Origin of the sequence: Ideonella sp. (assembly GCF_041918995.1) — a bacterium.
Taxonomy (GTDB): Bacteria; Pseudomonadota; Gammaproteobacteria; order Burkholderiales; family Burkholderiaceae_C; genus Ideonella.
This window is the reverse complement of record NZ_JAYRUN010000010.1, coordinates 39091-65961: the sequence shown is the minus strand read 5'-3', so window position 1 is coordinate 65961 and position 26871 is coordinate 39091. Positions and strand designations below refer to the sequence as shown.

The following is a 26871-nucleotide window of genomic DNA, read 5'->3' as shown; positions in this document are numbered from 1 at the left end:
CCAGGGACCTGCCCATGACCACCACTGCCGTCGCCCCGCCCGCCACCCGCCGCGCCAGCCGCGCGGGCGTGGCGCGCGAGCGTGCGGCCAAGCGCCGCCGCCTGGCGGGCGGCGACGCGGTCTCCCGCTTCGGGCCCGTCACCCGTCTGCCGGCCGCCCATGCGTCGGCGTCGCTGCGCCGGCGCCTGGCCTCGCAGGTGGTGGCCTGGCACAACGGCCACGCGCTGGCCCGGCGCATCCGCCGGCGCGACCTGGGTGGCTGCGGCGTGATCGCGCTGCCGTTCTCCGCCCCGCCCCCCGACAGCGACCCCGCCGGCCTGGCGGGGCGGCTGCCGCTGTTCGACGAGCTGCCCATCGCGCCGCCGCTGTCGCGCGACAAGGTGGTGGCGCTGGCGCTGTCGCGCGGCTGGCTGCAGCGGCCCGATGGCGGCGAGTGGCCGCTGCGGCGGGTGGCCGTGGGCACGGGCTGGCGCGAGGACGATGCGCAGCCGGTCTACCTGCTCACCGTGGCCCTGCGCCGGGGCCGCGGGCGGCCGCCGGCGCGCCTGCTGGCCGGCCGCGAGGTCACGGCGCCGGCGCACGACCCGGCCAGCGTGGTCGGCCACCGTCAGCTCAGCCGCCCGCGCCTGGCGCTGGGTGCGGGCCTGGTGTCGGTGCCGGCCTTGCTGGTGGCCGGCTGGATCGCCTGGGCGGCCTGGCCCGCGGGGCGCCTGCCGGCGGAGGCGGCGGCCGTCGCGCCGCGCCCGGCCGAGCGGGCCGCGGCGCCACCGGGCCCCTTGCGCCCGGGCGTCGCGCCGCCGACCGGGCCCTCCGCCGGACCGGCCGGCACGGCGCCCGACCTGCCTGCGACGGCGACGGCGACGGTGGACGCGCCCCTGCCAGCCCCCGCGGGCCGACGTGCGGCTGCCGCCCCGAAGGTGGGCGCGGGCGTGCCGGCCGATGTGGGCGACACGCGGGGGGCGGTGCCGAGCCGGTTCCGGCTGGTGGGCCCCGCCCAGAGCGACCCGGCCGTGTTGCGCTCGCAGGCGCAGCAGCTGGAGTCCACCCTGCGCAGCATGGGGCAGACGGGCAGCCGGCTGCGTGTGGACGTCGTGGGCACGCACGAGGGCGATGCGCTGTCGGTCGGGCCGCTGGCCGACCAGGCGGAGGCCGAGCAGGTGGCGCGGCGCCTGGCCGCCCGGGGCATCGCGTGGCAGATCGTGGAGCAATGAGTCCCGGCTGACCGGCCGCCGCGGCCTTGTGCCGGCCGGCGGAGCGCGTCAGCCGATGCAGGCAGAATGGCGCCCCTGCTGCGGCGCAGCATCCTGCATCCTGCGCGTCGCCGCGCCCCGCCACGAGCCATTCCACCGAGTGCCGACCATGAGCGTGCATCCTTCGACGTCCGAGGCCCCCCCGGCCGCCCGCCCGGCGGTGACCCTGCCGCGCCTGCGCGAGGCGGCGGCACGGGGCGAGAAGCTGGCCATGCTGACCTGCTACGACGCCACCTTCGCGCGCGTGCTCGACGACGCGGGCGCCGATGTGCTGCTGGTGGGCGATTCGCTGGGCAATGTGATCCAGGGCCAGAGCAGCACGCTGCCGGTCACGCTGGAGCACATGGCCTACCACACCGAGGCGGTGGCCCGTGGCAAGCGCCTGGCCTTCCTCGTGGCGGACCTGCCCTTCGGCAGCTACGAGTCCAGCCCGCAGCAGGCCCTGGCCTCGGCCGGCGCCCTGATGCGCGCGGGGGCGCAGATGGTCAAGCTCGAGGGCGGTGGCTACACGGCCGAGACCGTGCGCTTCCTGGTCGAGCGGGGCGTGCCGGTGTGCGCGCACCTGGGCCTGACGCCGCAGCGCGTGCACGCCATCGGCGGCTACCGTGTGCAGGGCCGTGACGAGGCGGCCGCCAGCCAGCTGCTCGCCGACGCCACGGCGCTGGCCGAGGCGGGGGCCTCCATGCTGGTGCTGGAGCTGGTGCCCTCGGCCCTGGCACGCCGCATCACCGGGCAGCTGCCGCAGCTCATGACCATCGGCATCGGCGCCGGCGCGGGCACCACCGGCCAGGTGCTGGTGCTGCACGACATGCTGGGCCTGACGCCCGGCAAGCGCCCCCGCTTCGTGCGCGACTTCACCCGCGTGCCGGGCAGTGCCGCGGACGCGCCGGGTCTTTCGGTGGCCCAGGCCGTGGCGGCCTACGTGGCCGCGGTCAAGGACGGCAGCTTCCCCGACGAAGCCGTGCACGGATACTGACATGAGGCCCCCACGCCCCCCTGCCAGGGGGCTGCCCCCCGAGGGGGCTCGCGCAGCGGACCGGGAGATACTGGGGCCCCCACGCCCCCCTGCCAGGGGGCTGCCCCCAGAGGGGGCTCGCGCAGCGGACCGGCACAGCCGGATCCGCGCACGCCACTGGATGGGCGGCGGCGGCTGCGCCGCGCCTTGAGTTGATATGCAGGTCATTCATTCGATCACCGAGTTGCGTCACAGGCTGGCCGGGCAGGAACAGACGGCCTTCGTGCCCACCATGGGCAACCTGCACGAGGGGCACCTGTCGCTCGTGCGCGAGGCGCGGCAACGCGGCGGCCCGGTGGTGGCCAGCATCTTCGTCAACCGGCTGCAGTTCCTGCCGCACGAGGACTTCGACCGCTACCCGCGCACGCTGGCGCGCGACGTGGAGCTGCTCACCGGCGCCGGCTGCGACCTCGTCTTCGCGCCCGACGAGGCCGAGCTCTACCCCGAGCCGCAGGCCTACAAGGTGCAGCCGCCCCCGGCGCTGGCCGACATCCTCGAAGGCGAGTTCCGCCCCGGCTTCTTTACCGGCGTGTGCACGGTGGTGATGAAGCTGTTCCAGTGCGTGCAGCCGCGCGTGGCGGTGTTCGGTCAGAAGGACTACCAGCAGCTGAAGGTGATCGCCGGCATGGCGCGCCAGTTCGCGCTGCCGGTGCAGGTGGTGGGCGCGCCCACCGTGCGCGCCGACGACGGCCTGGCGCTGTCCTCGCGCAACGGCTATCTGGGCCAGACCGAGCGCCACGAGGCCATCGCGCTGCCCCAGGCGCTGCAGGCCCTGGCCGCGCGCGCCCGCGACGGCCAGGCCCCGCGCGAGGCGCTGGAAGCCGAGGCCATGGCCGCGCTGGCCGCCCGCGGCTGGGCGCCCGACTACCTCACGCTGCGCCGCCGCAGCGACCTGCTGCCGCCCACCGAAGGCGAGCGCCTGGCCGGCGAACCGCTGGTGGCGCTGGGCGCCGCCCGCCTGGGCGCCACGCGCCTGATCGACAACATCGAGTGCTGAACCCACCATGACGCAAGACCTCACCACCGAACAGCCCATCCGCCTGCACCGTGCCCCGGCCGCGCCGGACGCCGCACCGAACGCCCGCTGGAAGGTGGCCGACATCGAGGCGCTGTTCGCGCTGCCGCTGACCGAGCTGGTGTTCCGCGCCCAGACCGTGCACCGCGAACACTTCGACCCCGCCGAGGTGGAGCTGGCGACGCTGCTGTCCATCAAGACCGGCGGCTGTCCCGAGGACTGCGGCTACTGCCCGCAGTCGGTGCACTACGACACCGGCGTGGAAGCCGGCAAGCTGATGGACGGCGATGCCGTGCGCCAGGCCGCCGAGGCCGCCAAGGCGGCGGGCGCCACCCGCTTCTGCATGGGCGCCGCCTGGCGCGCGCCCAAGGACCGCGACATCGAGAAGGTGGCCGAGCTGGTGCGCGAGGTGAAGTCCATCGGCCTGGAGGCGTGCTGCACGCTGGGCATGCTCAGCGAGCAGCAGGCGCTCACGCTGAAGGACGCCGGCCTGGACTACTACAACCACAACCTGGACACCGCGCCCGAGGCCTATGGCCGCATCATCACCACGCGCGACTACCAGGACCGCCTGGACACGCTGGACCATGTGCGCAAGGCCGGCATGTCGGTGTGCTGTGGCGGCATCGTCGGCATGGGCGAGAGCCGCGCCGAGCGCGCGGCGCTGATCGGCCAGCTGGCCAACCTGGACCCGTACCCCGAGTCGGTGCCCATCAACGAGCTGGTGCAGGTGGAGGGCACGCCGCTGGCCGGCACGGAGAAGATCGACCCCTTCGAGTTCGTGCGCACCATCGCCGTGGCCCGCATCACCATGCCCACCGCGCGCGTGCGCCTGTCGGCCGGGCGGCAGCAGATGGACGAGGCGCTGCAGGCGCTGTGCTTCGTCGCCGGCGCCAACTCCATCTTCTACGGCGAGAAGCTGCTGACCACCGGCAACCCCGACGTGGAGCGCGACCGCGCCCTGCTCATGCGCCTGGGCATGAAGGCGCGCCACTCGCTGCAGGGCTGACAGCCCGCCGGACCCCGCTGCGCCGCACGACCCATGTTCCGCACCTTCCTGCACGCCAAGATCCACCGCGCCACGGTCACCCACTGCGAGCTGCACTACGAGGGCTCCTGCGGCATCGACCAGAACCTGCTCGACGCCAGCGGCATCCGCCCCAACGAGCAGGTGCACATCTGGAACGTGAGCAACGGCGAGCGTTTCATCACCTACGCGATCGCCTCGCCGCGCGGCTCCGGCGTCATCTCGCTCAATGGCTCGGCCGCACGACGGGCGTCGGTGGGTGACCTGGTGATCATCGCCTCGTTCGCCTCGGTGCACGACGACCGCATCGACGCCCATGTGCCCACGCTGGTGTTCGTGGACGGCGACAACCGGGTCAAGGAGATCCGCCACGAGCCCTCGGGCCCGCAGGCCGGCTGATCGAGTCACTCCCGCGCATGAGCCTGAACGACGACTGGCGGCGCCGCAGCCTGGCGGCCGTCTGGCACCCGTGCACGCAGATGAAGCTGCATGCACGCGACGAGCGGCCCCAGCCGCTGATCCCCGTGGCCCGCGCCCAGGGCGTGTGGCTGCACGACCACGAGGGCGCCCGGGTGCTCGATGGCATCAGCTCGTGGTGGGTCAACCTCTTCGGCCACGGCCACCCCGCCATCCGCGAGGCCCTGGTGGACCAGTTGCACACGCTGGACCACGTCATGCTCGCCGGCTTCACGCATGCCCCCGTGGTGGAGCTGTCCGAGCGCCTGTCCGCCCTCACTGGGCTGGGGCACGCGTTCTACGGCAGCGACGGCGCCAGCGCCACCGAGATCGCGTTGAAGATGAGCGCGCACTTCTGGCGCAACGCGGGCCGGCCGGCCAAGAGCCGTTTCGTGGGCATCGCCGGCGGCTACCACGGCGAGACGGTGGGCGCGCTGGCCGTGACCGACATCGCGCTGTTCCGCGAGGCCTATGCACCCCTGGTGCGGCTGGCGGCCACCGTGGACAGCCCGGATGCGCGCCAGGCGGCGCCGGGCGAGGCGCCCGCCGACGTGGCCGAGCGCGCGGCCGCCGCGCTGGACGCCTGGCTCACCGAGCACGCGCACGAGACCGCGGCCGTGATCGCCGAGCCGCTGGTGCAGTGCGCGGCCGGCATGGCCATGCACGACCCGCGGTACCTGCAGCGCCTGCGCGCGCTGTGCGACCGGCACGCCGTGCACCTGGTGCTCGACGAGATCGCCGTGGGCTTCGGCCGCACCGGCACGCTGTTCGCGCACCAGCACCCGCAGGCGGCCATCCGCCCCGATTTCCTCTGCCTGTCCAAGGGCCTCACCGGCGGCACGCTGCCGCTGTCGGCGGTGCTCACCACCGATGCGGTGTACGAGGCCTTCTGGGACGACGAGGTGGCGCGCGGCTTCCTGCACTCGCACAGCTACACCGGCAACCCCCTGGCCTGCCGCGCCGCACTGGCCACGCTGGACTTGATCGAGCAGACCGGCATCGTCGAGGCCAACCGCGCCACGGCCGACCGGCTGTGGGCCCAGTTCGCCCCGCTCACCGCCCACCCCGCCGTGCGCCACGCACGCCGCCAGGGAATGATCTTCGCGTGGGACGTGGCCAGCCGCGCCCCCGACTTCTCCCGCCGCTTCGCGTCGCACGCGCTGGCGCAGGGCGTGCTGCTGCGGCCCATCGGGCACACGGTGTACGCCATGCCGCCCTACGTGATCAGCGAGGACGAGGGCGCCTTCCTGGCCGCCGGCGCGCTGGTGGCGCTGCAGGCCACGCTGGCGGAGGAGCCGGCCGAGGGCCGCGCCGTCGCCACCGGAGGCGTCGATGGCGTCTGACCACGTGGCCCTCCCCGGCGCCTGCCGCACCCTGTTCGTCACCGGCACCGACACGGGCGTGGGCAAGACGCTGGTCAGCGCCACGGTGCTGCATGCGCTGGCCCGCCACCACCGGCGCGTGGTGGGCATGAAGCCCGTGGCCTCCGGCCTGGTGCCGCATGCCGGCACGCCGGGCGGCTGGGCCAGCGAGGACGTGCTGCAGCTGCGCGCCGCGTCCACGCTGGCGGTGGCGCCCGAGCTGGACAACCCCGTGGCGCTGCCCGACCCGCTGTCGCCCCACCTGGCCGCGCGCCGGGCCGGCCGCCGCGTCACCGTGGCCGACCTGCTGGCGCCCGCGCGCTCGCTGCAGGCCCAGGCCGACGCGCTGGTGGTCGAAGGTGCCGGCGGCTGGCGTGTGCCCGTGAACGACGACGAGCTGCTGTCCGACCTGGCGCGGGCGTTGGCGGCGCCGGTGCTGCTGGTGGTGGGCCTGCGCCTGGGCTGCCTCAACCACGCCATGCTCACCGCCGAGGCTATCCGCGCCGACGGCCTCGAGCTCGCCGGCTGGGTCGGCAACGTCGTGGACCCCCACATGGCCTGCCTCGTCGAGAACCTGGACACGCTGCGCCAGCGCCTGCCGGCGCCGTGCTGGGGCGTGCTGCCGTGGCAGGCCGGGCTGCCCGAGCCGCCGGCGCTGGCGGCGCGGCTGGACCTGGCGCCTTTTCTGCACTGACCCTCTCCCTGCCGGGCCGGTGCGGCCGCGGCCTCTTGCATGACCTGGCTCGACGATTTCGACACCCGCCTGGCCGAGCGCCAGGCCGCCCACCTCATCCGCCGCCGTCGTGTGGTGGAGCCCGCCGCCGGGGCACGGCTGCAGGTGGATGGCCGCGAGCTGCTGGCCTTCTGCAGCAACGACTACCTGGGCCTGGCCAGCCACCCGGCGCTGCGTGACGCGGTGCACGCCGCGGTGGAGCGCTACGGCGTGGGCTCGGGCGCCTCGCCCATGGTCAGCGGCCACAGCGCGGCCAACGCCGCGCTGGAGCAGGAGCTGGCGGCCTTCGTGCAGCTGCCCCGGGCGCTGTACTTCTACGCCGGCTACGCCACCAACGCCAGCATCGTGCCCGCGCTGGTGGGGCCGGGCGATGCCATCTTCTCCGATGCGCTCAACCATGCCTGCCTGATCGACGGCGCACGCCTGTCCAAGGCGGCGATCCGCCGCTACGACCATGCCGACCTGGCCGCCCTGGACGCGGCGCTCGCCGCCGAGCCGGCGCGCCGCAAGCTGATCCTCAGCGACGCGGTGTTCAGCATGGACGGCGACATCGCCGACATCCCCGCGCTGATCGCGCTGGCCGAGCGCCATGACGCGCTGTTGCTCATCGACGATGCCCACGGCTTCGGTGTGCTGGGGCCGCAGGGCCGCGGCGCGCTGGCGGCGGTGGGCCGCATGGGCGCCGGCGCCTCGGAACGCGTGATCTACATGGCCACCCTCGGCAAGGCGCTGGGCGTGGCGGGTGCCTTCGTGGCGGGCCCGCAGCGCCTGGTCGAGTGGCTGCTGCAGGCCACGCGCAGCTACACCTTCGCCACCGCCGCGCCCGCCCTGCTGGCCGAGGCGCTGCGCGCGTCCCTGAAGGTGGTGGCGGGCGAGGAGGGCGACCGCCGGCGCGCCCACCTGCACGCGCTGGTGGCACGCCTGCGCGACGGCCTGGCGCCCGGCGCCGACGCGGCCGTGGACGCGGCCAGCTGGCGGCTGCTGCCGTCGGACACACCGGTGCAGCCGCTGGTCATCGGCGAGAACGCGCCGGCGCTGGCCGTGATGCAGCAACTGCACGATGCCGGCCTGTGGGTGCCGGCGATCCGCCCGCCCACCGTGGCGCCGGGCACGGCGCGGCTGCGCATCGCGCTGTCGGCGGCGCACACGCTGGCCGATGTGGATCGGCTGGTGGCGGCCTTGGGGCGGGCGGCTCGGGGCGGCTGACGGCCCACGCGAGGGGCCGCACGCCAAGGTTGGAGCGCGGCACCCCCGACACCCGCCCCGCCGGGCTCATTCGTCCGCGCCCTCGGCCTGGCGGCCGAGGGTCCGCTGTGATGCTCGGCCGGCCGGCACGCCGCCGAACTCGCTGCGCTCACTGGCGTTCGCTGCGCTCAGACACCGGACGGCGAGTCAGAAGACGAGGCGCGCCGCTCCGGCTCGCTGCCGGCCGTCCTGTGCTTCTCGCCGCTCCCCAAATCGCCCGGCGGGGCGGGTGCCGGGGGTGCCGGAGTGACCGCGGAAGCGGCGGCAAGGAAGGGCCCCGTCAGAGTAAGAAGCGCTCGCGAGCCCGCGCCGGTGCCTGCCCCGGGTGGCGATGTGGGCAGCGCCGAGAAGCGCAGGCCGCGGGTCGGCGCGCGTCAGCGCGCTTCGTGGTCTGACTCGCGGCGACTGGCCGAGCGCAGTGAGCGCAGCGAACGAAGCGAGTTGAGCCGCGCGACCCGGGGCCGAGCATCGCAGGGAACCTTCGGCCGCGAGGCCGAGGGCGCGGACGCATGAGCCGCCCGGGGTGGGCGCGGGCGCGGGCTGGCACCTGCCTGTGCATGCCAGGGCCTTCGACGGGCTCAGGCCGAACGGGGAGCGATGCGGGCCTTCGACGGGGGCGGGCCGAACGGGGAGCGATGCGGGCCTTCGACAGGCTCAGGCCGAACGGGGAGCGATGCGGGCCTTCGACAGGCTCAGGCCGAACGGGCGCCGGCCGATCCCCTGCCGGCTCTCAGAACCCCACCGCGGCCCGCAAGCCCACCGCCAGGAAGTCCGGCGCATCGGCGTCGCCGCCCGCGCGGCGGATCCACTGCAGGTCCGGGGTGAGCTCCAGGTGCTCGCTGAGCTTCCAGCGGTAGTACGCCTCCACGATCTGCTCGTTGCCGCGGGCGGCAAAGCCCACCAGGCTGGTGTCCAGGCGGGTCGCCGCGGCCCATTCGCCGCTGGTGCGCACCCAGCCCACGGCCAGGCCGGCGGCGTCCGTGCCGCGTCCCCAGGCGCGGCCACCGTGCTCGAAGCCGGCGGTCAGCGCGCGGTCGAAGGCGCCGTCGCCGGCCGTGCGCTGGCCCCAGCGGCCGAACACGTTCCATTCCCGCCCGATCTTCTGGTCGATCGAGAGCCCGTAGCCGCTGTGGCGCTGGCGGGCCTCGCCGGCCAGGTCGGTGGTTTCGCCGTTGGTCCAGGCATACACCCGGTAGTTGCCGCGCGGCTCGCCGTTGATCTGCTTGGGCGAGAACTCCAGCTGGCCGATGACCAGCGGGCGGCGCGGGCCGGTGCCGAAGTTCGCCGCCGTGCCCGCGCCGAAGACGCCCAGCGAGGCGCCCCAGCCCCAGCCGCGGTCCTCGCCCTCGTCCACGTAGGCCAGCCGGGCGCCCGGCGCGAAGCCGTAGGCATCGGCCGCGATGTCGCCGCCCGAATCCAGCAGCGGGTTGTGCACGAACACGTTGTTGAGGAACTGGGCGCCCTCGTCGCCGGCCACCTCGTTCTGGTCGAAGAAGCCGAAGATGTCGATCTTGCCGAGCGTGAGCTCCACCCGGTTGCCCGGCAGGTCGTTGAAGCCCAGGCCGCCCAGCTGCCAGCTCAGCTGGCCCCAGGCCTGCGCGACGATGGCGTAGGTCTCGTCCGAGCCGGAGCCGGCCTCGAAGGGCACCGAGTTGACCGTGGCGGTGTGCGTGGGGCGCAGCGACACGCCGCTGCCCTGGCCGAAGCGCAGGTGGCCGAAGCCGGTGAAGCGCGCCTCGCCGAGCGCCGGCACGGTGCCCAGCGGCAGCGTCACCTCGACGTCGCCGCGGTAGTTCAGCCGGCCCTGGTCACGGCCCGTGTCGCTGCCGCGGCCGCCCACCTGCTGGGCCACGGCCACCAGACCCCCTTCGACGGTGAGTTCCTCGCCGCTTTCGGCCTCCAGGGGGCGGGCCAGTGCCTTCACCTGCTGCTCCAGCGCGGCCAGCCGCGGTTCGCCCCAGCCGCCGGCGGGGGCGGCTGCGGCGGAGGGCGGAGCCGTGGCCGTGGCCGTGGCCGTGGCCGTGGCCGGGGCCCGCAGCGCCTGCACCTGGCGCTCCAGCTCGCCGTTGCGCTGCTCCAGCGCCTGCACACGCTGCATGAGCTTGTCCAGGCGCTCCAGGATGGCCGGGTCGGTGCCCGCGGGTGCAGCCACCGCGGCACTCAGGCCGCCGGCCGCGAGGGCGGCCACCAGGGCCCGCAGGGCAGGGCGGTGATAAGACGGGCAAGGGGTCACGGGCAGCCTCTCCTCAAGTCCATTTTCTAATGCAAATGCGATTTGTTCGCGTTTATGATACGGGGAAACGCGGCACACGGCGAGGGGCCGCGCCCGCAACAGAGTGCATGGCGCCGGCCCACCGGCATCCGCAAAAAGACAGGAGAAGCAATGACTTGTTCGACGAAGTGGCCGGCGGCCCGTCAACTGTGGGCCGTGGCGGCCCTGGCCACGGGGCTCGGCGGGGCCGCCCTGCCGGTGCAGGCGCAGGCGCAAGCCGCGGCCGCCCCGGTGCAGCCCGCGGCGGCCGCCGTCACGCCCGAGGCCGTGGTGCGCCACTACGCCGCGGGCGTGGCGGCCGGTTACGAGGACACCCTGGCCGCGGCGCTGCAGATGCAGCAGGTGATCAACGCCTTCGTGGCCCAGCCCAGCGCCGAGCGCCTGGAGGCCGCCCGCACCGCCTGGCGGCAGGCCCGCGAGTGGTACGGGCCCACCGAGGCGTTCCGCTTCTACGCCGGCCCCATCGACGCGGACGACGGCCCCGAGGGCCGCATCAACGCCTGGCCGCTGGACGAGTCGTACATCGACACCGTGCGGGGCAAGCGCGCCGGTGGCATCGTGGCCAACCGCAAGATCGCCCTGACCAAGGCCTCGCTGGCCGGCTTGAACGAGAAGGGCGGCGAGGAGAACATCGCCGCCGGCTGGCACGCCATCGAGTTCCTGCTGTGGGGCCAGGACGTCAACGCCGACGGCCCGGGCAACCGCTCGTTCGAGGACTTCGTGGACGGCAAGGCGCCCAACGCCGACCGCCGGCGCCAGTACCTCACGGCCGTCACCGAGCTGCTCATCGACGACCTGCGCTACCTGGTGGGCGCCTGGGCGCCCGGGGCGAGCAACTACCGCGCGCGCTTCGAGGCCGAGGGCCTGGAGGCCGTGCGCAAGATCATCGTGGGCATCGGCTCGCTGTCGCGCGGCGAGCTGGCCGGCGAGCGGCTCGAAGTCGCCATGAACACCCAGGACCAGGAGGACGAGCACTCCTGCTTCTCCGACAACACCCACCGCGACGTGGTCGCCAATGCCACCGGCATCCAGAACGTGTGGCTGGGCCGTTATGTCCGCCGCGACGGCAGCGTGCTGCAGGGCCCGTCGCTGCAGCAGCTGGTCGCGCAGGCCAACGCCGCGCTGGCCGACAAGACCACGCGCGACATCGCCGCCTCGGTCGCCGCCGCACAGGCCATCCAGGCGCCGTTCGACCGCGAGATCGTCGGTGGCGCCGATGCCCCCGGCCGCCGCCGCGTGCAGGCCACCATCGACGCGCTCATCGTGCAGTCGAAGGATCTGCCCCAGGCCGCCGCCGCCGTCGGCATCACGCGGCTGACCCGCACGCAGTGACCGGACCCTCCATGCGCCCAATGCACCGTCCCCCGGCCGCCGCGGGGGCTGCCCTGATCGTGGTGGCCGCCGTGGCCGCCAGCCTGGCCGGCACCGGCCTGCTGAGCCCCACCGAGGCCGTGGCCGACGAGAAGCCCGCACCGGCCGACCCGCTCGGCGAGCAGACCGGCGGGGCCACCACCGTGCCCGCCGCCGGCCGCAACGCCTTTTCCTTTCCCTTCGCCAACCTGGACGACGATGAGCGCCAGCGCTTCGCGGTGGGCAACTCGTTCTTCCGCCGCAACTGGGTGGAGGCACCCGCGTCCACCACCGCGCGCGACGGCCTGGGGCCGCACTTCATTGCCCGGTCCTGCGGCGCTTGCCACGACCAGGACGGCCGCGGTGCGCCGCCGGATTTCCGCCGCGGCCTCAGCGCCGAGCAGCCCACCGGGCTGCTGCTGCGCCTGTCCGTGCCTGTGCGCGGTGGCGACGACCCGCTGGCCACCACGCCCGAGCCCGTGTACGGCGACCAGTTCAACAACCGCGCCATCGGTGACGTGAAGCCCGAGGGGCAGGTGCAGATCCGCCGCACCCCTGTGCCGGGCCGCTTCGCCGACGGCACGCGCTACACGCTGCAGGCGCCGCACTACCGCTTCAGCGACCTGGCCTACGGGCCCATGCGGCGCGACGTGCGGGTCAGCCCGCGCGTGGCGCCGCAGCTGGCGGGCGTCGGCCTGCTCGAGGCCATCGCCGAGAGCGACATCCTCGCCAACGAGCGCGCCCAGGCCGAAGCCGGCGGTCCCATCCGCGGCCGCGCCAACCGCGTGCTCGACGCCTGGTCGGGCGAGCAGCGCGTGGGCCGCTTCGGCTGGAAGGCCAACGTGCCGACGCTGGCCCACCAGACGGCAGGCGCCTTCCTCGGCGACATCGGCATCACCTCCCGCGTGTTCCCCAAGGAGGCCTGCACGGACGCCCAGCGCGACTGCCTGGCGGCGCCGCGCGGCGCCAAGGGGGAAGGCCCGGAGATCGACGACACCACGCTGGGCCACGTGGTCTTCTACCAGGCCACGCTCGCGCCCGCCGCCCGGCGCTCTCCCACCGACGAGCAGGTGCTGCGCGGCCAGGCGCTGTTCCATGCCGCGCAGTGCGCCGTGTGCCACCGGCCGAGCTACGTCACCGCCGGTGCCCCGTTTCCCGCGCTGTCCAGCCCCAAGGTGGCCGGCCAGACCATCTGGCCCTACACCGACCTGCTGGTGCACGACATGGGCCCGGCGCTCGCCGACGGCCGCCCGGACGGCCAGGCCAACGGCCGCCAGTGGAAGACGCCGCCGCTGTGGGGCGTGGGCCTGATCCGCGACGTCAACGGCCACCAGCGCCTGCTGCACGATGGCCGCGCCGACGGCGTGCTGGAGGCGGTGCTCTGGCACGGCGGCGAGGCGGAGGCCGCGAAGCAGCGTGTGCTGAAGATGTCCGCCGCCGAGCGCGCGGCGCTGGTCAAGTTCGTGGAGTCCCTGTGAGGCGCGGCATGCGGACGATGAGCCGTCTTTCATCGGTTCTGGTGGGCGGCCTCGCCCTCGCCGCTGCCGCCGCGCAGGCCGGCCCGGCCGAGCCGGCTTCGGCGGCTTCGGCACCGTCTGCCCCCGCCCGCCTGGCGCTGGCCGATCCGGCGACCGGCGTGTTCGTCGACCGCCTGCTGCGCCATGCCTATGCGCCCGACGCCCAGCGCTTCGCCGACGCCGCTGGCCGCCTGGTGGAACGCAGCCGCGTGCTGTGCGCGGCCGGGGCCCCCGGCGGTGCACCGCTGCCCGCCGCGCGCCAGGCCTGGGTGGACAGCATGCTGGCCTGGACGCGCCTGTCGGCAGTGACCACCGGGCCCCTGCTCACGCGCCGCAGCGAGCCGCGGGTGGACTTCAACGCCTTCCGGCCCCAGGCCCTGGACAAGGCGGTCGCCCAGCCCCATGCCACCGATCCGGCGGCAGACGCGGTGGCCGGGCGCTGGACCTGGCAGCTCGACCGCGTGGGCGCGCCGGCCAAGGGCCTGCCGGCCCTGGAGCACCTGCTGTGGAAGCAGCCGCCCGCCCCGCGCACGGCGGCCTGCGCCTACCTGCAGGCCTTGGCGGGTGACGTGCACGACGAGGCCCGCGGCCTGGCCGACGCGTTCCAGGCCGAGGCAGCCGCCACGCGCAGCCCCGCGCAGGCGGCGGAATGGTTCAACGGCTGGGCCAACCAGTGGCTGTCCGCCGTGTCGCGGCTGCGCTGGCGCGAGATCGAGATGCCGCTCAAGAGCTGGGGCATGGGCCAGGCGCCGCGTGCCAGCAGCGGCCAGACGGCCGCCGCCTGGGCGGCCCGCTGGGCCGCGCTGCGCCAGCAGACCGTGGGCGGCCCCGGCACGCCCGAGGGCCTGCAGCCGCTGGCGGCCTACCTGCGCGCGCGCGGCCTCGCCGCCCCGGCCGATGCCCTGGTGCGCGAGGCCGCCGCGGTGGACGCCGCGTTCGCGGGCGCCACGCCGGCCACCCCGGCCGAGCGCCTGCTGGCCGCGTCGGCGCGCATGGACGTGCTGGCCCACGTGCTGGACCGCCAGGTGGCCGAGCAGCTCGCGTTCCAGCTCGAGTTCAGCTCCGACGACGGCGACTGAGCCGCGTCGGCTGACCAGGCCAGGCATGGACACGGCACGACGCCGCTGGATGGTGGCGCTGGCGGGCGCCGCGGCCTGGCCGGCGCACGCCTGGGCGCAGTCCGCGCCCGCCGGGCTGGCCCTGGCGTGGGACGAGCCCGACGGCCCGGCGCGCGCGGCGCGGCGCTGCATCGGCGTGTGGCGCCCCTCGGGCGATGCGCTGGAGGTGGCCAGCCGGCTGGTGGTGCCCACCCGGGCCCATGGCGTCGCGCGGCTGGCCGTGCCCGGCGCCGGCGAGCAGCTCGTCGCCGTGGCGCGGCGGCCCGGGCTGTGGATGCGGCGCTGGTCGGCCGACGGCCGCGTGCTGCACGAGGCCTGGGCCGAGCCGGGCCGCCAGTTCAACGGCCATGTCTGGCACGACGCGGCGCAGGGTGTGCTGTTCAGCACCGAGCAGCGCCATGAGGACGGCGCGGGCGTGCTTGTCCTGCGCGACCCGCTGACCCTGGCGCGGCGCGCCGAGTGGCCCACCGGCGGCACCGACCCGCATGCGCTGCTGGCGGTGGACGACATGCTGTTCGTTGCCAACGGCGGCGTGCCCACCCGGCCCGAGAGCGGCCGGACCCGCGACGACACGCTCGCGCTGGACTCCTCGCTGGTCGCGTTCGACCGGCGCAGCGGGCAGCTGCGGGGGCGCTGGCGCCTGCCCGACCCCCAGCTGTCCCTGCGCCACCTGGCCTGGCACCCGGGCAGCCGCACCCTGGGCATCGCCCTGCAGGCCGAGCACGCCGACCGGGCGGCACGCGCGACGGCGCCGCTGCTCGCGGTGCTGGACCGCACCGGCCTGCGCGCCGTCCCGCTGCCACCGGCGGCCGAGGGTGGCGGGGACTGGGCGGGTTATGCCGGCGACATCGTGGCCACGCCGGGCGGCTTCCGCCTGGGCGCCACGCGCGCGGATGCGCTGCTCGGCTGGTCGGCGGCGTCCGGCTGGGCGCCGGCATTGCCGCTGGTGCAGGCGGGCGCGCAGGTGGCGTCCGACGGGCCGGCGGACGGCGGGGCCAGCTGGAGCCTCGGCGCCGCCGGGGCGCTGTGCGTGTCCCCCGCGGCGGCGCGGGCCCTGGCCCTGCCGCCAGGCTGCCTGCCCGACAACCATGCCGTGTGGCTGCCGCACGCGGCTTGATGCACCGCAGTGCCCTGCTGCCAGCCACGACGTTATGATGCGCGGCTGTTGGTGCTCGCGCCGCCCGCTCGGGGTGGCGCAGTTCAACGGGAAGCAGGGCGGGTCGTGCCCACGGCGACGACCCCAACCTGCGCTGCCCCCGCAACGGTAAGCGGACGAGGACGCGGCCACCACGGCCGGGCCCTCTGCTCGTGGCACACACCCACTGGGCGCGTCGAACGCGCCTGGGAAGGGACCACGGGTCGCCTCCGCCAGCCCGGATACCGGCCAACGAGGTGGCGCGCCGCAATGCCGTGGCAGCGCCGTGAGGTGCCCGCCGGCGGGGAATCCGGCATGGCACGTGTGCTGTCTCGTCCGTTCATGTCTTCCTCCTTCCTGCGGCTGCATGCCGCCCAGGCGCCTGCCCGCGTCTGCGCCCTGGCGCTCGCCTGCGTCGCGGCGTGCCTGCCCGTCTCCCTCGCCCATGCTCAGGCCGCCCCGGCGGCCGCGGTGCAGCCCGCCGCGGCCCCGGACCCCGAGCGCATCGTCATCACCGGCACCCGCGAGCCGGTGGCTGCCGGCCGCCTGGCCGGCGACCTGGTGGTCATCGACGAGGAGCAGATCCGCGCCTCCACCGCCGACTCGGTGGAGGACCTGCTGCGCCGCGAGGCCGGCCTGCAGCTGTCGCGCAACGGCGGCCCGGGTTCCAGCGCCGGCCTGTTCATGCGCGGCGCCGGCGTGGGCAACACGCTGGTGCTGGTCGACGGCGTGCGCATCGGCTCGGCCACGCTCGGCCAGGTCGAGTTCGAGGGCCTCAGCCTGGCCATGATCGAGCGCATCGAGGTGCTGCGCGGCCCCGGCTCCAGCCTGTACGGCGCCGACGGCGCCGGCGGCGTGATCCAGATCTTCACCCGCCGGGGCGACGGCAGCACCCGCGTGGGCGCGGCGCTCGCCGCCGGCCAGTACGGCGCGGCCGAGGGCTCGGTGCACGCCAGCGGCCGCTTCGGTGCCGTGGACGCGGCGGCGTCGCTGTCGCACGAGCGGCTGGACGGCGTGTCGGCCGTGCGGCCCGGCGACCAGTGGGGCAACCACCACCCCGACCGGGACGGCTTCGAGCGCAGCACCGCCCACGCGCAGTTCGGCTGGCGCGTGGCGCCAGGCCACCGCCTGGGCGTGAGCGCGGTGCGCAGCGAGCTGGACGCGCAGTACGACAGCAGCGAGTACCTGCCGCCCGATTTCGCCGCCGACGCCAGCCCGGATTTCCGCAACCGGCTGGACAACCAGGTGCTGGCGCTCGAGCACCGCGCCGACTGGAGCAGCGCCTGGGCGACCACGCTGCGCACGTCCTGGCAGGAAAGTGACCTGACCAGCGGCGGCACGCAAACCAGTCGCTTCCGCACCCGCCGCCAGCAGGTGGAGGCCCAGGCCACCTGGAAGCCCGCGGCCGGCCAGCGCCTGACCGTCGCCTTCGACGGCCTGAGCGAGGAGGCCGACACGCCCGCCTACCAGAAGGAGCGCGACAACCAGGCGCTGGTGCTGGCCTGGCTGGGGGAGCTCGGGGGTGCCGGCGGCCGGCCGGGCGTGCAGCTGCAGGCCGACCTGCGGCACGATGACAACTCCGCCTACGGCGACGTGACCACCGGCCGCCTCGGCGCGGCCTACGAGTTCACCAAGGGCTGGCGCGTGCGCGCGCTGGCCGGCACCTCGTTCCGCGCCCCCAGCTTCAACGAGACCGACTACCCCGGCTACGGCGTGCCCGGGCTGGACCCGGAGCGCGGCCGCAGCGTGGAGCTGGGCTTGAGCGGCCGCGTCGGCGGCGTCGAGCTGACCGCCACCGCGTGGCACAACCGCATGCGCGACCTCATCGTCTACACGCCGGACCCGGCCGATTGCCCCGACGACCCGTCCTACGCCTTCGGTTGCGCAGCCAACGTGAGCGACGCGAAGCTGCAGGGCCTCACCCTGGGCGGCAGCGCCGAGCTGGGCGCCTGGTCGCTGCGCGCGCAGGTGGATGTCGTCGACGCCAAGGACGCCGACACCGGCGCCCGCCTGAACCGCCGCGCCGCCCACCAGGCCTCGTTCGGCGCGGACTACACCTGGGGCGACTGGCGATTCGGGGCGGCCGTGCTGCAGGTGGGCGAGCGCTCCGACAGCGGCTGGCGGCTGCCGCAGGAGACCACGCTGGACCTCAAGGCGCGCTGGCAGCTTGCCCGCGACTGGGCGCTGGAGGCCAAGGTGCTCAACGCCACCGACGTGGACCTGACGCCGGCGCGCGACTACCAGGGCCTGGGCCGCCAGGCCTGGCTGGGCGTGCGCTACGACTTCGGCGGCCGCTGAGCGCCGCGCCCGGCCGACGCCATGCACGAACTCATCCTCGGCGGACAGAAGAGCGGCAAGTCGCGCTGTGCCGAGCAGCGCGCCGCCGACTGGATGGCGCGTTCGTCCGGCCATGAAGCCTGGCTGCTCGCCACCGCCCTGCCGGCGGACGAGGAGATGGTCGCCCGCATCGCACGCCACCGCGCGGCGCGGTCCGCCCGTGCGCCTGGCTTGCACGTGCGCGAAGTGAACCAGGACCTGCCCTCGGCGATCGAGGCGCACGCCACCCCCAGCCGCCTGCTGGTGGTGGACTGCCTCACCCTGTGGCTCACCCAGGAGCTGATGCCTCCCGGCGAGCCGCCGCTGGAATCGGCCGCGTGGCTGCCGCGCGTGGACGGCACCGCGGATGCGCTGTGCGCGGCGCTGGCGCGGGCGGACGGGCCGGTGGTGCTGGTGTCCAACGAGATCGGCCAGGGCGTGGTGCCGCTGGCCCGCGAGGCGCGCGCCTTCGTGGACGCGCTGGGCACCCTGCACCAGCGCGTCGCGGCCGCCTGTGCACAGGTCACGCTCATGGTCGCCGGCATCGAGATGCCGGTGAAGCGGCCATGAGGCGCGCGCTGCTGCTGGCCGCGCTGCTGGCGCTGGCCACGGTGCGTGCCGGCGCCACCGTGGTGCTGCGCGACGACGGCGGGCACACGCACCGGCTGGCGGCGCCGCCGCAGCGCATCGTGAGCCTGCTGCCCTCGCTCACCGAAAGCGTGTGTGCGCTCGGCGCCTGCGACCGGCTCGTGGGCGTGGACCGCTACGCCAACTGGCCCGAGGCGGTGAACCGCCTGCCGCGGCTGGGCGGCCTGGAGGACGCGCAGGTCGAGCGCATCGTGGCGCTGCGGCCGGACGTCGTGCTGGCCGCGCGCTCGGCCCGCGTGGTCGACCGCCTGCGTGGCCTGGGCCTGGCGGTGGTGGTGCTCGATTCCGAGACCCATGCCGACGTGCGGCGCACGCTGCAGGGGCTCGCGCAGCTGCTGGGCCGCCCGGAGGCCGGCGACCGGCTGTGGGCGGCGATCGAAGCGGACCTGCATGCCGCCGCCGCGCGGGTGCCGGCGGGCTGGCGCGGCCGGCGCGTGTACTTCGAGGTCGCGTCCGACCCGTACGCAGCCGGCGCCGCGTCCTTCATCGGCCAGACGCTGGACCGGCTGGGGCTGGGCAACGTGGTGCCGGCGGCGCAGGGCCCGTTCCCCAAGCTCAACCCCGAGGCGGTGGTGCGAGCCCGGCCCGACGTGGTGATGGCGTCCGCCCGGGCCCTGCGCGACATGCCCGGGCGGCCCGGCTGGGACGGGCTCGCCGCGCTGCAGCCGGTGGCCGGGCGGCCCGGGCGCGCCTGTGGCTTCGAGCCGGCGGTGTACGAGCTGGTCATCCGCCCGGGGCCGCGCATGGGCGAGGCCGCGCACGCCATCGCCGCCTGCCTGGCCGGCCTGCCCCCGGCACCCTGACATGGCCGACACCGCCCGCCGCCGCCTGCTGCAGGCCCTGCTGCTGGCCAGCGTCGTGCTTGGCCTGGCCGGTCTGCTGGCCGGCCCGCAGGGGCTGACGCCCGCCGCCTGGGCCGCGCTGGCCGACGACTGGCACGCCGGGCAGGCAGGCCTGATCGTCGGCGAGATCCGCGCGCCGCGCACGCTGGGCGCCTGGACCGTGGGGGCGCTGCTGGGCCTGGCCGGCGCCCTGGCCCAGGGCCTGTTCCGCAACCCGCTGGCCGACCCCTACCTGCTCGGCACCGCGGCAGGCGCCGGACTGGCCGTGGTGGCGGTGCTGGCCACTGCCACGCTGGCCGCCGGCCATGGGGACGCGGCGGGGGCGGCGCCGCTGGGGCTGCTGCTCGTGTGGCTGGAGCGCCTGGGCGCCGTGCTGGCCGCCTTCCTCGGCGCCCTGGCCGGCCTGCTGCTCACGCTGGCGCTGGCGCGCGGCGCGCGGGAGCCGCTGCGCCTGCTGCTGGCCGGGGTGGTGGTCGGCGTGGTGCTCGGCGCGGCGAGCGACCTGATCACCACCGCGGCGCCCGAGGCGCTGCGCGGCAAGCAGAGCTTCCTGCTCGGCACCACGGGGTTCCTCGGCTGGCCGCAGGTGGCCGTGCTGGGGCTGGGCCTGGCCGGCCTGCTGCCGCTGGCCTGGCGGCATGCGCGCGCGCTGGACGCCCTGACGCTCGGCGACGACAGCGCCGCCAGCCTGGGCCTGGACCTGCCGCGACTGCGCCTGGTGATGGTCGTCCTGCTGGCGCTGGCCACCGGGCTGGCCGTGTCACAGGCCGGGCTGGTGGCCTTCGTCGGCCTGATCGCCCCGCACCTGGTGCGCCGCCACGCGCCCGGGCCGCACGGCTTCCTGCTGGTGGCCAGCGCCGCGGCGGGCGGCACGCTGCTGCTGGCGGCCGACGTGGCCGCGCGCACGCTGCTGGCGCCGCAGGAGCTGCCCGTGGGCGTGCTCACGGCGGTGCTGGGCGGCGGCTACCTCATGCACCTGCTGCGGCGCCACGGGGAGGCCGCATGACGGCGCCGGCGGCCCTGCGTGCCGCGCCGCCGCGGCTGCATGCGCGCGGGCTGCATGTGCAGCTCGCGGGCCGCGCGGTGCTGCACGGCGTGGACGCCGTGTTCGAGCCGGGCTGGACGGCCGTGGTGGGCCCGAACGGCGCCGGCAAGAGCACGCTGCTGCGCGCGCTGGCCGGCCTGGTGCCGGCGGCCGCGGGGCAGGTGACGCTGGACGGCCGCCGCCTGGGCACCATGCCGCTGCGCGAACGCGCCTGCCGCATCGCGTGGCTGGCGCAGGCCGGGCCGGTGAGCGGCGAGCTCACGGTGCTCGACACCGTGCGCCTGGGCCGCCTGGCCCCGCTGGGCCTGTTCGCCGAGCCGGATGCCCAGGACGAGGCCGCCGTGGCCCGCGCCATGCAGGCCACCGGCTGCGCCGACTGGGCCGGCCGGCGGCTGCACGGCCTGTCCGGCGGCGAGCGGCAGCGCGTGCTGCTGGCGCGGGCGCTGGCCACCGGCGCGCCGGTGCTGCTGCTGGACGAGCCCACCGCCCACCTGGACCCGCCGCACCAGGTCGCGCTGGTGCAGCTGCTGCGGCGGTTGGCCGCCACGCACACCGTGGTCAGCGTGCTGCACGAGCTGAACCTGGCGCTGTGCGCCGACCGCCTGCTGCTGCTGGAAGGCGGGCGCGGGACGGCCGCCGGCCGCAGCGACGACCCGGCCCTGCACGCCGCCGTGCAGGAAGCCTTCGACCACACCGTGCAGATCCAGCGGCATGCCGGCCGCTGGGCGGCGCTGCCGTGCCTGCCCGCCATCGAGACCCCCGAGGAGACCCCATGACCCGAGCCGCCATCAGCTGGAGCGCCGGCAAGGACGCCTGCCTGGCCCTTCTGCGCGCCCGCGCCGCCGGCCTGCCGGTGGACACCTTCCTCACCGTCATGGACGAGCCGGGCGAGCTGAGCCTGAGCCATGCCCTGCCAGCCGACCTGATGCACGCCCAGGTGCGGGCGCTGGGCGGCCAGTGGCGGCCGACACCCATCGCCAGCGCCGGCTATGCCCAGGGCTGGGCGGCGGCGCTGGTGGCGCTGCGCGACAGCGGCCACACGCACCTGGTGTTCGGCGACATCGACCTGCTGGCCCACCGCGCGTGGCTCGAGCCGGCCTGCGAGGCGGCCGGGCTGGAGGCGGTGTTCCCGCTGTGGGGGCAGCCGCGGGCCGCGCTGGCCGAGGAGATCGTGGCGCGCGGCATCCGCGCCCGGCTGGTGTGCGTGGACACGGCACGCCTGGACGCCGGCTTCTGTGGCGCCGAGTACGACGCCGACCTGCTGGCGCGCCTGCCCGCCGGCGTGTGCCCCTGCGGCGAGGACGGCGAGTTCCACACCTTCGTCTGGGACGGCCCCGGCTTCTCCGCGCCCCTGCCGCTGACGGCCGGGGTGCGCCGGCTGGTGCCGGCACGCCCGCCGCTGTCGCCCACCGTGCTGGCCTTCCAGGTGCCCGCGCTGGAACGGGCGGCGTGAACGCCTGCGCCGGCGCCGTGTGGAAGTCGCGGTTGTTACAGCTGTTGCACGCCGGGTGGCCCGAGTGGCGCAGAACCGTTGCCCGCGCGCCGATGCGCCGGTGGCCGGCAGCGGGCATGATGCCGGGCTCCGAGGTGCGGTGCAGTCCGCCGCGCCCGGCCACACGAGGATGACGTCGTTCCCATGAACCCACGAGCCATCATGGTCTGGGGCTGCTCCAGCGGGGCAGGCAAGAGCCTGCTGAGCACGGCGCTGTGCCGCTGGGCCGCCCGGCGCGGGATCTCCGTGGCGCCGTTCAAGGCGCAGAACATGAGCAACAACGCCCGCGTGGTCGCGGGCACGCACGGCCGCTTCGGCGAGATCGGCGCGGCGCAGTACTTCCAGGCCCTGGCCGCCCGGGTGGAGCCCACGGTGGACATGAACCCCGTGCTGCTCAAGCCCGAGGGCGAGACGGCCAGCCAGGTGGTGGTGCACGGCAAGGTGGCGCCCGGCCTGTCGCGCCTGCCCTGGCGCGAGCGCAGCGGCCACCTGGCACAGGCGGCGCGCGAGAGCTTCACCCGGCTGCGCGCCGCGCACGAGCTGCTGGTCATCGAAGGCGCGGGCTCGCCGGCCGAGATCAACCTCGCGGCGCAGGACTACGTGAACCTGGGCACGGCGCGCTGGGCGCGCGACAGCAGCCGCCTGCATGCCCTGCTGGTGGCCGACATCGACCGCGGCGGTGCCTTCGCCCACGCCTACGGCACCTGGGCCCTGCTGCCCGAGGACCTGCGCGGCTATCTCTCGGGCTTCGTGCTCAACAAGTTCCGCGGCGACGCGGGCCTGCTGGCCCCCGGCCCGAAGCAGCTCGAGGCGCTGACCGGCGTGCCGCTGGCGTCCGTGCTGCCCATGCACCGCGGCCACGGGCTGCCGGAGGAAGACGGGGTGTTCGACCCGCAGCCGACCCAGGCGCCCGCCGCGGCCACCCGCACCATGGCCATCGTGGCCTACCCGCAGGTGAGCAACCTCGACGAGTTCCAGCCGCTGCGCCAGGTGGGCAGCCTGCGCATCGTCTGGGCCCGCAGCGTGGCCGACCTGCAGGGGGCGGACTGGATCGTGCTGCCCGGCTCCAAGCAGGTCAGCGGCGACCTCGCCTGGCTGCGCGCCCAGGGCATGGACCGCATGCTGCGCCTGTACGCCGCCGCGGGCCGGCCGCTGCTGGGCATCTGCGGCGGCCTGCAGATGCTGGGCCAGACCCTGTCCGACCCCGACGGCGTGGACGGCGAGGCCGGCGCCTGGTCGGGCCTGGCGCTGCTGCCCCTGGCCACGCGCTACCAGGCGCCCAAGCGCGTGGGGCGGGTGCAGTCGCGCTTCGAGGGCCTCGCGGGGCCCTGGGCACCGCTGAACGGCACGCTGCTGTCGGGCTACGAGATCCGCCAGGGCCAGACCACCGCCATCGACCGCCAGCGCGCCGTGCCGGTGCTGCAGGGCACGGACGGCCATGCCGTGGCCTGGCAGGGCGGCTCGGTGCTCGCCACCGCGGTGCACGGGCTGTTCGAGTCGCCCGCGGTGCTCAAGGCGCTGTTCGGGGCGCAGGTGCCCAGCCTGGACGACCGCTTCGACGCGCTGGCCGATTTTATCGACGAGGGCTTCGTGCCCGGGCTGCTGGAGCGCCTGCTTGCCTGACCTGAACCATGCACCGACCGGGGACACGTTCGGCGCCCCGTCCGACGGCCCGCGCCGCATCGTCTGCCTGACCGAGGAAACCACCGAGTGGCTGTACCTGCTGGGCCAGCAGGACCGCATCGTCGGCATCTCGGGCTACACCGTGCGGCCGCGCCGCGCGCGCGAGGAGAAGCCGCGCGTCTCGGCCTTCCTCGACGGCAAGATCGACCGCATCGTGGCGCTGGAGCCGGATCTCGTGATCGGCTTTTCCGACATGCAGGCGGCGCTGGCCGACAAGCTCATCCGCGCCGGCCTGAACGTGCTGGTCACCAACCAGCGCAGCCTGGCCGAGATCACCGCCACGCTGCGCCTGGTGGCCGGCCTGGTGGGCGCCAGCGCCGCGGCCGAGGCCTGGATCGCCGAGCGCGAACAGGCCTTCGCCGCCATGGCGCGCACGGCGGCGGCCTGGCCACGCCGCCCGCGCGTGTACTTCGAGGAATGGGACGAGCCCATGATCAGCGCCATCCAGTGGGTGTCGCAGCTCATCGGCGTGGCCGGCGGCGACGACGTGTTCCCCGAGCTGGGCGCGCAGCGCATGGGCCGCGACCGCGTCATCGCCGATGCCACCGAGCCGGCGCGCCGTGCCCCCGACCTCATCGTCGGCTCGTGGTGCGGCAAGAAGTTCCGCCCCGAGAAGGTGGCCGCGCGCCCGGGCTGGCAGGACGTGCCGGCCGTGCGCGCCGGCCGCCTGCACGAGATCAAGTCCTGCGACATCCTGCAGCCCGGCCCGGCCGCGCTGACCGATGGCGTGGCCCAACTGCATCGCCTGTGCGCCGACTGGGCCGCGCAGGCGTCCTGAGCTTCCACCGCATGCACCTGTCCTTCGCCGATTTCCCGCTGGCCGATGCGCCCGCCCCCGACCTGCACATCGCGCCGCTGCCCGACGACGGCCTGGCCGCGCGCGTGCAGCACCGCCTGGACCACCTCACCAAGCCGCTGGGCTCGCTGGGCCGGCTGGAGACGCTGGCGCTGCGCCTGGCGCTCATCGTGGGCCGCGAGACGCCGCGCCTGCACGACCCGCAGCTGGTGGTGTTCGCCGCCGACCACGGCCTGGCCGCGCAGGGCGTGTCGGCCTACCCGTCGGACGTGACCTGGCAGATGGTGGACAACTTCCTGGCCGGTGGCGCGGCGGTCTCGGTGCTGGCGCGCCAGCACGGGCTGTCGCTCACCGTGGCCGACTGCGGCGTGTGCCACGACTTCGGCCCCGGCCGCCCCGGAGGCGTGGACGGCACCCGCTACGCCGACCTCAAGCTCGCCCGCGGCACGGCCGACAGCAGCCAGGGCCCGGCCATGACGCGCGGGCTGGCGGTGCAGGCCATGGCGCAGGGCGCGGCGCTGGTGCGGCGCCTGCCGGGCAACGTGCTGCTGCTGGGCGAGATGGGCATCGGCAACACCTCGGCCGCCAGCCTGCTGATGAGCCGCCTCACCGGCCAGCCGCTCACCGATTGCGTGGGCCGCGGCACGGGCCTGGACGACGCCGGCCTGGCGCGCAAGCTGGGCGTGCTGACGCAGGTGCTGCAGCGCCATGCGGGCGCGGTGGAGCCGCTGGACGCGCTGGCCGCGTTCGGCGGGCTGGAGATCGCCACCCTGGCTGGCGCCGTGCTGCAGGCCGCGGCCGAGCGGCGCGTGGTGGTGGTCGACGGCTTCATCACCACCGCCGGCGTCGCGGTGGCCGCGGCGCTGGCGCCGGCCGTGCTGCAGCGCTGCGTGTTCGCGCACGCCTCGGCCGAAAGCGGCCATGCCCGCTGGCTGGCGCACCTGGGCGCCGAGCCCCTGCTGGACCTGGGCCTGCGCCTGGGCGAGGGCTCGGGCGCGGCGCTGGCCTGGCCGCTGCTCGAATCCGCCTGCCGGGTGCTGGCCGAGATGGCCAGCTTCGCCTCCGCCGGCGTGAGCACCGCCTCGGCATGACGCCGCCGGCGCCTGGCGCACGCCGCCCGTCGCTCGGCGGCCGCCTCGGTGCGGCGCTGGTGCACGAGCTGCGCCTGGCCGCCGTGGCCCTGCAGTTCCTCACCCGCGTGCCGGTGCCGGCGCGCGTGGGCTTCGAGCCCGAGTGGCTGAACGCCTGCGTGCGCCACTTTCCGGCGGTGGGCGCGGTGGTGGGCGCGGTGGGCGGCGGGGTGCTCGCCGGTGCGGCCGCACTGTGGCCGCCCGCCGTCGCGGCGCTGCTGGCGCTGGCCGCCACCGTGGCGCTCACCGGCGCCTTCCACGAGGACGGCCTGGCCGACACCTTCGACGCGCTGGGCGGCGTGGTCCCGCGCGAGCGCGCGCTGGCCATCATGAAGGACTCGCGCATCGGCACCTACGGCGCGGCGGCCCTGGTGCTGAGCCTGGCCCTGCGGGCCGCGGCCATGGCCGCGCTGTGCGCGTGGCCCGCCGCCGCCATCGTGGCCGCCATGGTGCTCAGCCACCTGCTGGGCCGTACGGTGGCGGTGGCCGTGATGGCCGCGCTGCCCTATGCGGGCGACGCCGAGCACGCCAAGGCCAAGCCGCTGGCGCTGGCCGTGCGGCCGGTGCACTGGGCGCCCGCCGTGGCGCAGGCCGTCCTCGGCGTGGCGGCCTGCGTGGCCTGGGGCGGCGTGCCGATGGGGGCGGTGGCCGCGGCATGCGGGGCGGCGCTCATCGTGGCGGTGGGCATGCGCGGCTGGCTGCGGCGCCGGCTGGGCGGCTACACCGGCGACGGCCTGGGCGCCTCCGAGCAGCTGGCCGAGCTGGCGGTGCTGCTGGCGCTCACGGCGGCTTGGGGCATGGGCACCGCGTGAGCGTCTCCGACCGCGGCCCCTGCCTGGCCTGGCGCCACCCGCGGCCGGACGGTGCGGCGGGCCGCTGCGTGGGCGCGGGCACCGACCTGCCCGTGGACCCGCGCCGCGCCAAGCGCCTGGCGCACCGCATCCGCCGCACGGCGCGGCACGCCGGCCTGCCTCGCGTGGTGGCCACCTCGCCGCTGCACCGCTGCGCGGATGTGGGCCGCTGGCTGCGCCGCTGGGGCTGGCGGCACGTGGTGGACGCCGGGCTGCGCGAGGTGGACTTCGGCCGCTGGGATGGGCAACGCTGGGACACCGTCGGCCAGCCCGCCGTGGACGCCTGGTGCGCGGACTTCGCCCACCACGCCCCCGGCGGCGGCGAGAGCCTGCAGGCCCTGCTGCACCGCGTGCGCGCCTGGCACCCCCCGCCCGGCTGCCGCGTGCTCGTCACCCACGGCGGCTGGCTGCTGGCACGGCACTGGCTGGACACGCATGGGGCCGGCGAGCTGCCCACCGCGGCCACCTGGCCGGCGGCGCCGCCCTACGGCGCCTGCGTGGCGCTCGCCGAGCCGGTCGGCGCGGCGCCAGGCTGAACGCACCCGCCCGGCACGCACCGTGCCCCGTGCGGCCC

Annotated in this window: 24 protein-coding genes and 1 riboswitch; of the genes, 23 read left to right on the top strand and 1 reads right to left on the bottom strand. The window is 75.8% G+C overall.

Going from position 1 to position 26871, the window contains the following annotated elements:
• Positions 1–14: 14 nt before the first annotated feature.
• From ACE3UN_RS10760 to bioF, 8 genes are all read left to right on the top strand, one after another.
• Positions 15–1211, top strand: a complete 1197-nt coding sequence (locus tag ACE3UN_RS10760; protein ID WP_374674941.1) for a hypothetical protein — start codon at positions 15–17, stop codon at positions 1209–1211.
• Positions 1212–1359: 148 nt separating this feature from the next.
• On the top strand, positions 1360–2226 hold the full coding sequence (panB, locus tag ACE3UN_RS10755; RefSeq protein WP_374674940.1) for a 3-methyl-2-oxobutanoate hydroxymethyltransferase: 867 nt from the start codon (positions 1360–1362) through the stop codon (positions 2224–2226).
• A 196-nt stretch (positions 2227–2422) separates the two neighbouring features.
• Entirely contained in the window at positions 2423–3262 is an 840-nt protein-coding gene (gene panC / locus ACE3UN_RS10750) for a pantoate--beta-alanine ligase (RefSeq protein ID WP_374674939.1), read from the top strand.
• A gap of 7 nt (positions 3263–3269) precedes the next feature.
• On the top strand, positions 3270–4289 hold the full coding sequence (gene bioB, locus ACE3UN_RS10745) for a biotin synthase BioB (RefSeq protein ID WP_374674938.1): 1020 nt from the start codon (positions 3270–3272) through the stop codon (positions 4287–4289).
• Between the two features lie 33 nt (positions 4290–4322).
• The gene (panD, locus tag ACE3UN_RS10740) at positions 4323–4706 is read left to right on the top strand and encodes an aspartate 1-decarboxylase (RefSeq protein WP_374674937.1); all 384 of its coding nucleotides are present in this window, start codon (positions 4323–4325) and stop codon (positions 4704–4706) included.
• Between the two features lie 17 nt (positions 4707–4723).
• Positions 4724–6106 (top strand): adenosylmethionine--8-amino-7-oxononanoate transaminase, encoded by a 1383-nt coding sequence (bioA, locus tag ACE3UN_RS10735; protein WP_374674936.1) that lies wholly within the window; start codon positions 4724–4726, stop codon positions 6104–6106.
• The gene (bioD, locus tag ACE3UN_RS10730; protein ID WP_374674935.1) at positions 6096–6818 is read left to right on the top strand and encodes a dethiobiotin synthase; all 723 of its coding nucleotides are present in this window, start codon (positions 6096–6098) and stop codon (positions 6816–6818) included. Before bioA ends, bioD begins: the two co-directional genes overlap by 11 nt.
• 39 nt (positions 6819–6857) lie before the next feature.
• Positions 6858–8063 (top strand): 8-amino-7-oxononanoate synthase, encoded by a 1206-nt coding sequence (gene bioF, locus ACE3UN_RS10725; protein WP_374674934.1) that lies wholly within the window; start codon positions 6858–6860, stop codon positions 8061–8063.
• 769 nt (positions 8064–8832) lie between these two features.
• On the opposite strand, the gene ACE3UN_RS10720 is transcribed toward bioF, so the two are convergent.
• Entirely contained in the window at positions 8833–10335 is a 1503-nt protein-coding gene (locus tag ACE3UN_RS10720; RefSeq protein WP_374674933.1) for a carbohydrate porin, read from the bottom strand.
• A 150-nt stretch (positions 10336–10485) separates the two neighbouring features.
• Here ACE3UN_RS10720 and ACE3UN_RS10715 point away from each other — a divergent pair, with 150 nt between their 5' ends.
• The 15 genes from ACE3UN_RS10715 to ACE3UN_RS10645 all read left to right on the top strand — a co-directional run bounded on the left by ACE3UN_RS10715 (position 10486) and on the right by ACE3UN_RS10645 (position 26833).
• Positions 10486–11706 (top strand): imelysin family protein, encoded by a 1221-nt coding sequence (locus ACE3UN_RS10715; protein ID WP_374674932.1) that lies wholly within the window; start codon positions 10486–10488, stop codon positions 11704–11706.
• A 20-nt stretch (positions 11707–11726) separates the two neighbouring features.
• Positions 11727–13202 (top strand): di-heme oxidoredictase family protein, encoded by a 1476-nt coding sequence (locus ACE3UN_RS10710; protein WP_374674931.1) that lies wholly within the window; start codon positions 11727–11729, stop codon positions 13200–13202.
• Positions 13203–13219: 17 nt separating this feature from the next.
• The gene (locus ACE3UN_RS10705; RefSeq protein WP_374674930.1) at positions 13220–14320 is read left to right on the top strand and encodes an imelysin family protein; all 1101 of its coding nucleotides are present in this window, start codon (positions 13220–13222) and stop codon (positions 14318–14320) included.
• A 25-nt stretch (positions 14321–14345) separates the two neighbouring features.
• Entirely contained in the window at positions 14346–15476 is a 1131-nt protein-coding gene (locus tag ACE3UN_RS10700; protein WP_374674929.1) for a DUF1513 domain-containing protein, read from the top strand.
• Between the two features lie 32 nt (positions 15477–15508).
• A riboswitch (cobalamin riboswitch) is annotated at positions 15509–15763 on the top strand.
• 73 nt (positions 15764–15836) lie between these two features.
• Entirely contained in the window at positions 15837–17792 is a 1956-nt protein-coding gene (locus ACE3UN_RS10695; RefSeq protein WP_374674928.1) for a TonB-dependent receptor domain-containing protein, read from the top strand.
• A gap of 21 nt (positions 17793–17813) precedes the next feature.
• Positions 17814–18380, top strand: a complete 567-nt coding sequence (locus tag ACE3UN_RS10690) for a bifunctional adenosylcobinamide kinase/adenosylcobinamide-phosphate guanylyltransferase (protein WP_374674927.1) — start codon at positions 17814–17816, stop codon at positions 18378–18380.
• The gene (locus ACE3UN_RS10685) at positions 18377–19261 is read left to right on the top strand and encodes an ABC transporter substrate-binding protein (RefSeq protein ID WP_374674926.1); all 885 of its coding nucleotides are present in this window, start codon (positions 18377–18379) and stop codon (positions 19259–19261) included. Before ACE3UN_RS10690 ends, ACE3UN_RS10685 begins: the two co-directional genes overlap by 4 nt.
• Before the next feature lies 1 nt (position 19262).
• A complete protein-coding gene (locus tag ACE3UN_RS10680) occupies positions 19263–20306 on the top strand; it encodes a FecCD family ABC transporter permease (protein WP_374674925.1) in 1044 nt (347 codons plus the stop codon).
• Positions 20303–21121 (top strand): ABC transporter ATP-binding protein, encoded by an 819-nt coding sequence (locus ACE3UN_RS10675; RefSeq protein WP_374674924.1) that lies wholly within the window; start codon positions 20303–20305, stop codon positions 21119–21121. The genes ACE3UN_RS10680 and ACE3UN_RS10675 overlap by 4 nt, the downstream gene beginning before the upstream one ends.
• Positions 21118–21798 carry an adenosine nucleotide hydrolase gene (locus tag ACE3UN_RS10670; RefSeq protein ID WP_374674923.1) on the top strand — a complete coding sequence of 227 codons (681 nt, stop codon included), beginning with the start codon at positions 21118–21120 and terminating at the stop codon, positions 21796–21798. The genes ACE3UN_RS10675 and ACE3UN_RS10670 overlap by 4 nt, the downstream gene beginning before the upstream one ends.
• A 183-nt stretch (positions 21799–21981) precedes the next feature.
• Positions 21982–23460 carry a cobyric acid synthase gene (locus ACE3UN_RS10665; protein WP_374674922.1) on the top strand — a complete coding sequence of 493 codons (1479 nt, stop codon included), beginning with the start codon at positions 21982–21984 and terminating at the stop codon, positions 23458–23460.
• Entirely contained in the window at positions 23453–24298 is an 846-nt protein-coding gene (locus ACE3UN_RS10660) for an ABC transporter substrate-binding protein (RefSeq protein WP_374674921.1), read from the top strand. The genes ACE3UN_RS10665 and ACE3UN_RS10660 overlap by 8 nt, the downstream gene beginning before the upstream one ends.
• Before the next feature lie 11 nt (positions 24299–24309).
• Positions 24310–25407, top strand: coding sequence for a nicotinate-nucleotide--dimethylbenzimidazole phosphoribosyltransferase (gene cobT / locus ACE3UN_RS10655; protein WP_374674920.1), 1098 nt, complete (start codon positions 24310–24312; stop codon positions 25405–25407).
• Positions 25404–26258, top strand: a complete 855-nt coding sequence (gene cobS / locus ACE3UN_RS10650; RefSeq protein ID WP_374674919.1) for an adenosylcobinamide-GDP ribazoletransferase — start codon at positions 25404–25406, stop codon at positions 26256–26258. Before cobT ends, cobS begins: the two co-directional genes overlap by 4 nt.
• Positions 26255–26833, top strand: a complete 579-nt coding sequence (locus tag ACE3UN_RS10645) for a histidine phosphatase family protein (protein ID WP_374674918.1) — start codon at positions 26255–26257, stop codon at positions 26831–26833. Before cobS ends, ACE3UN_RS10645 begins: the two co-directional genes overlap by 4 nt.
• The last annotated feature ends 38 nt before the right edge of the window (positions 26834–26871 follow it).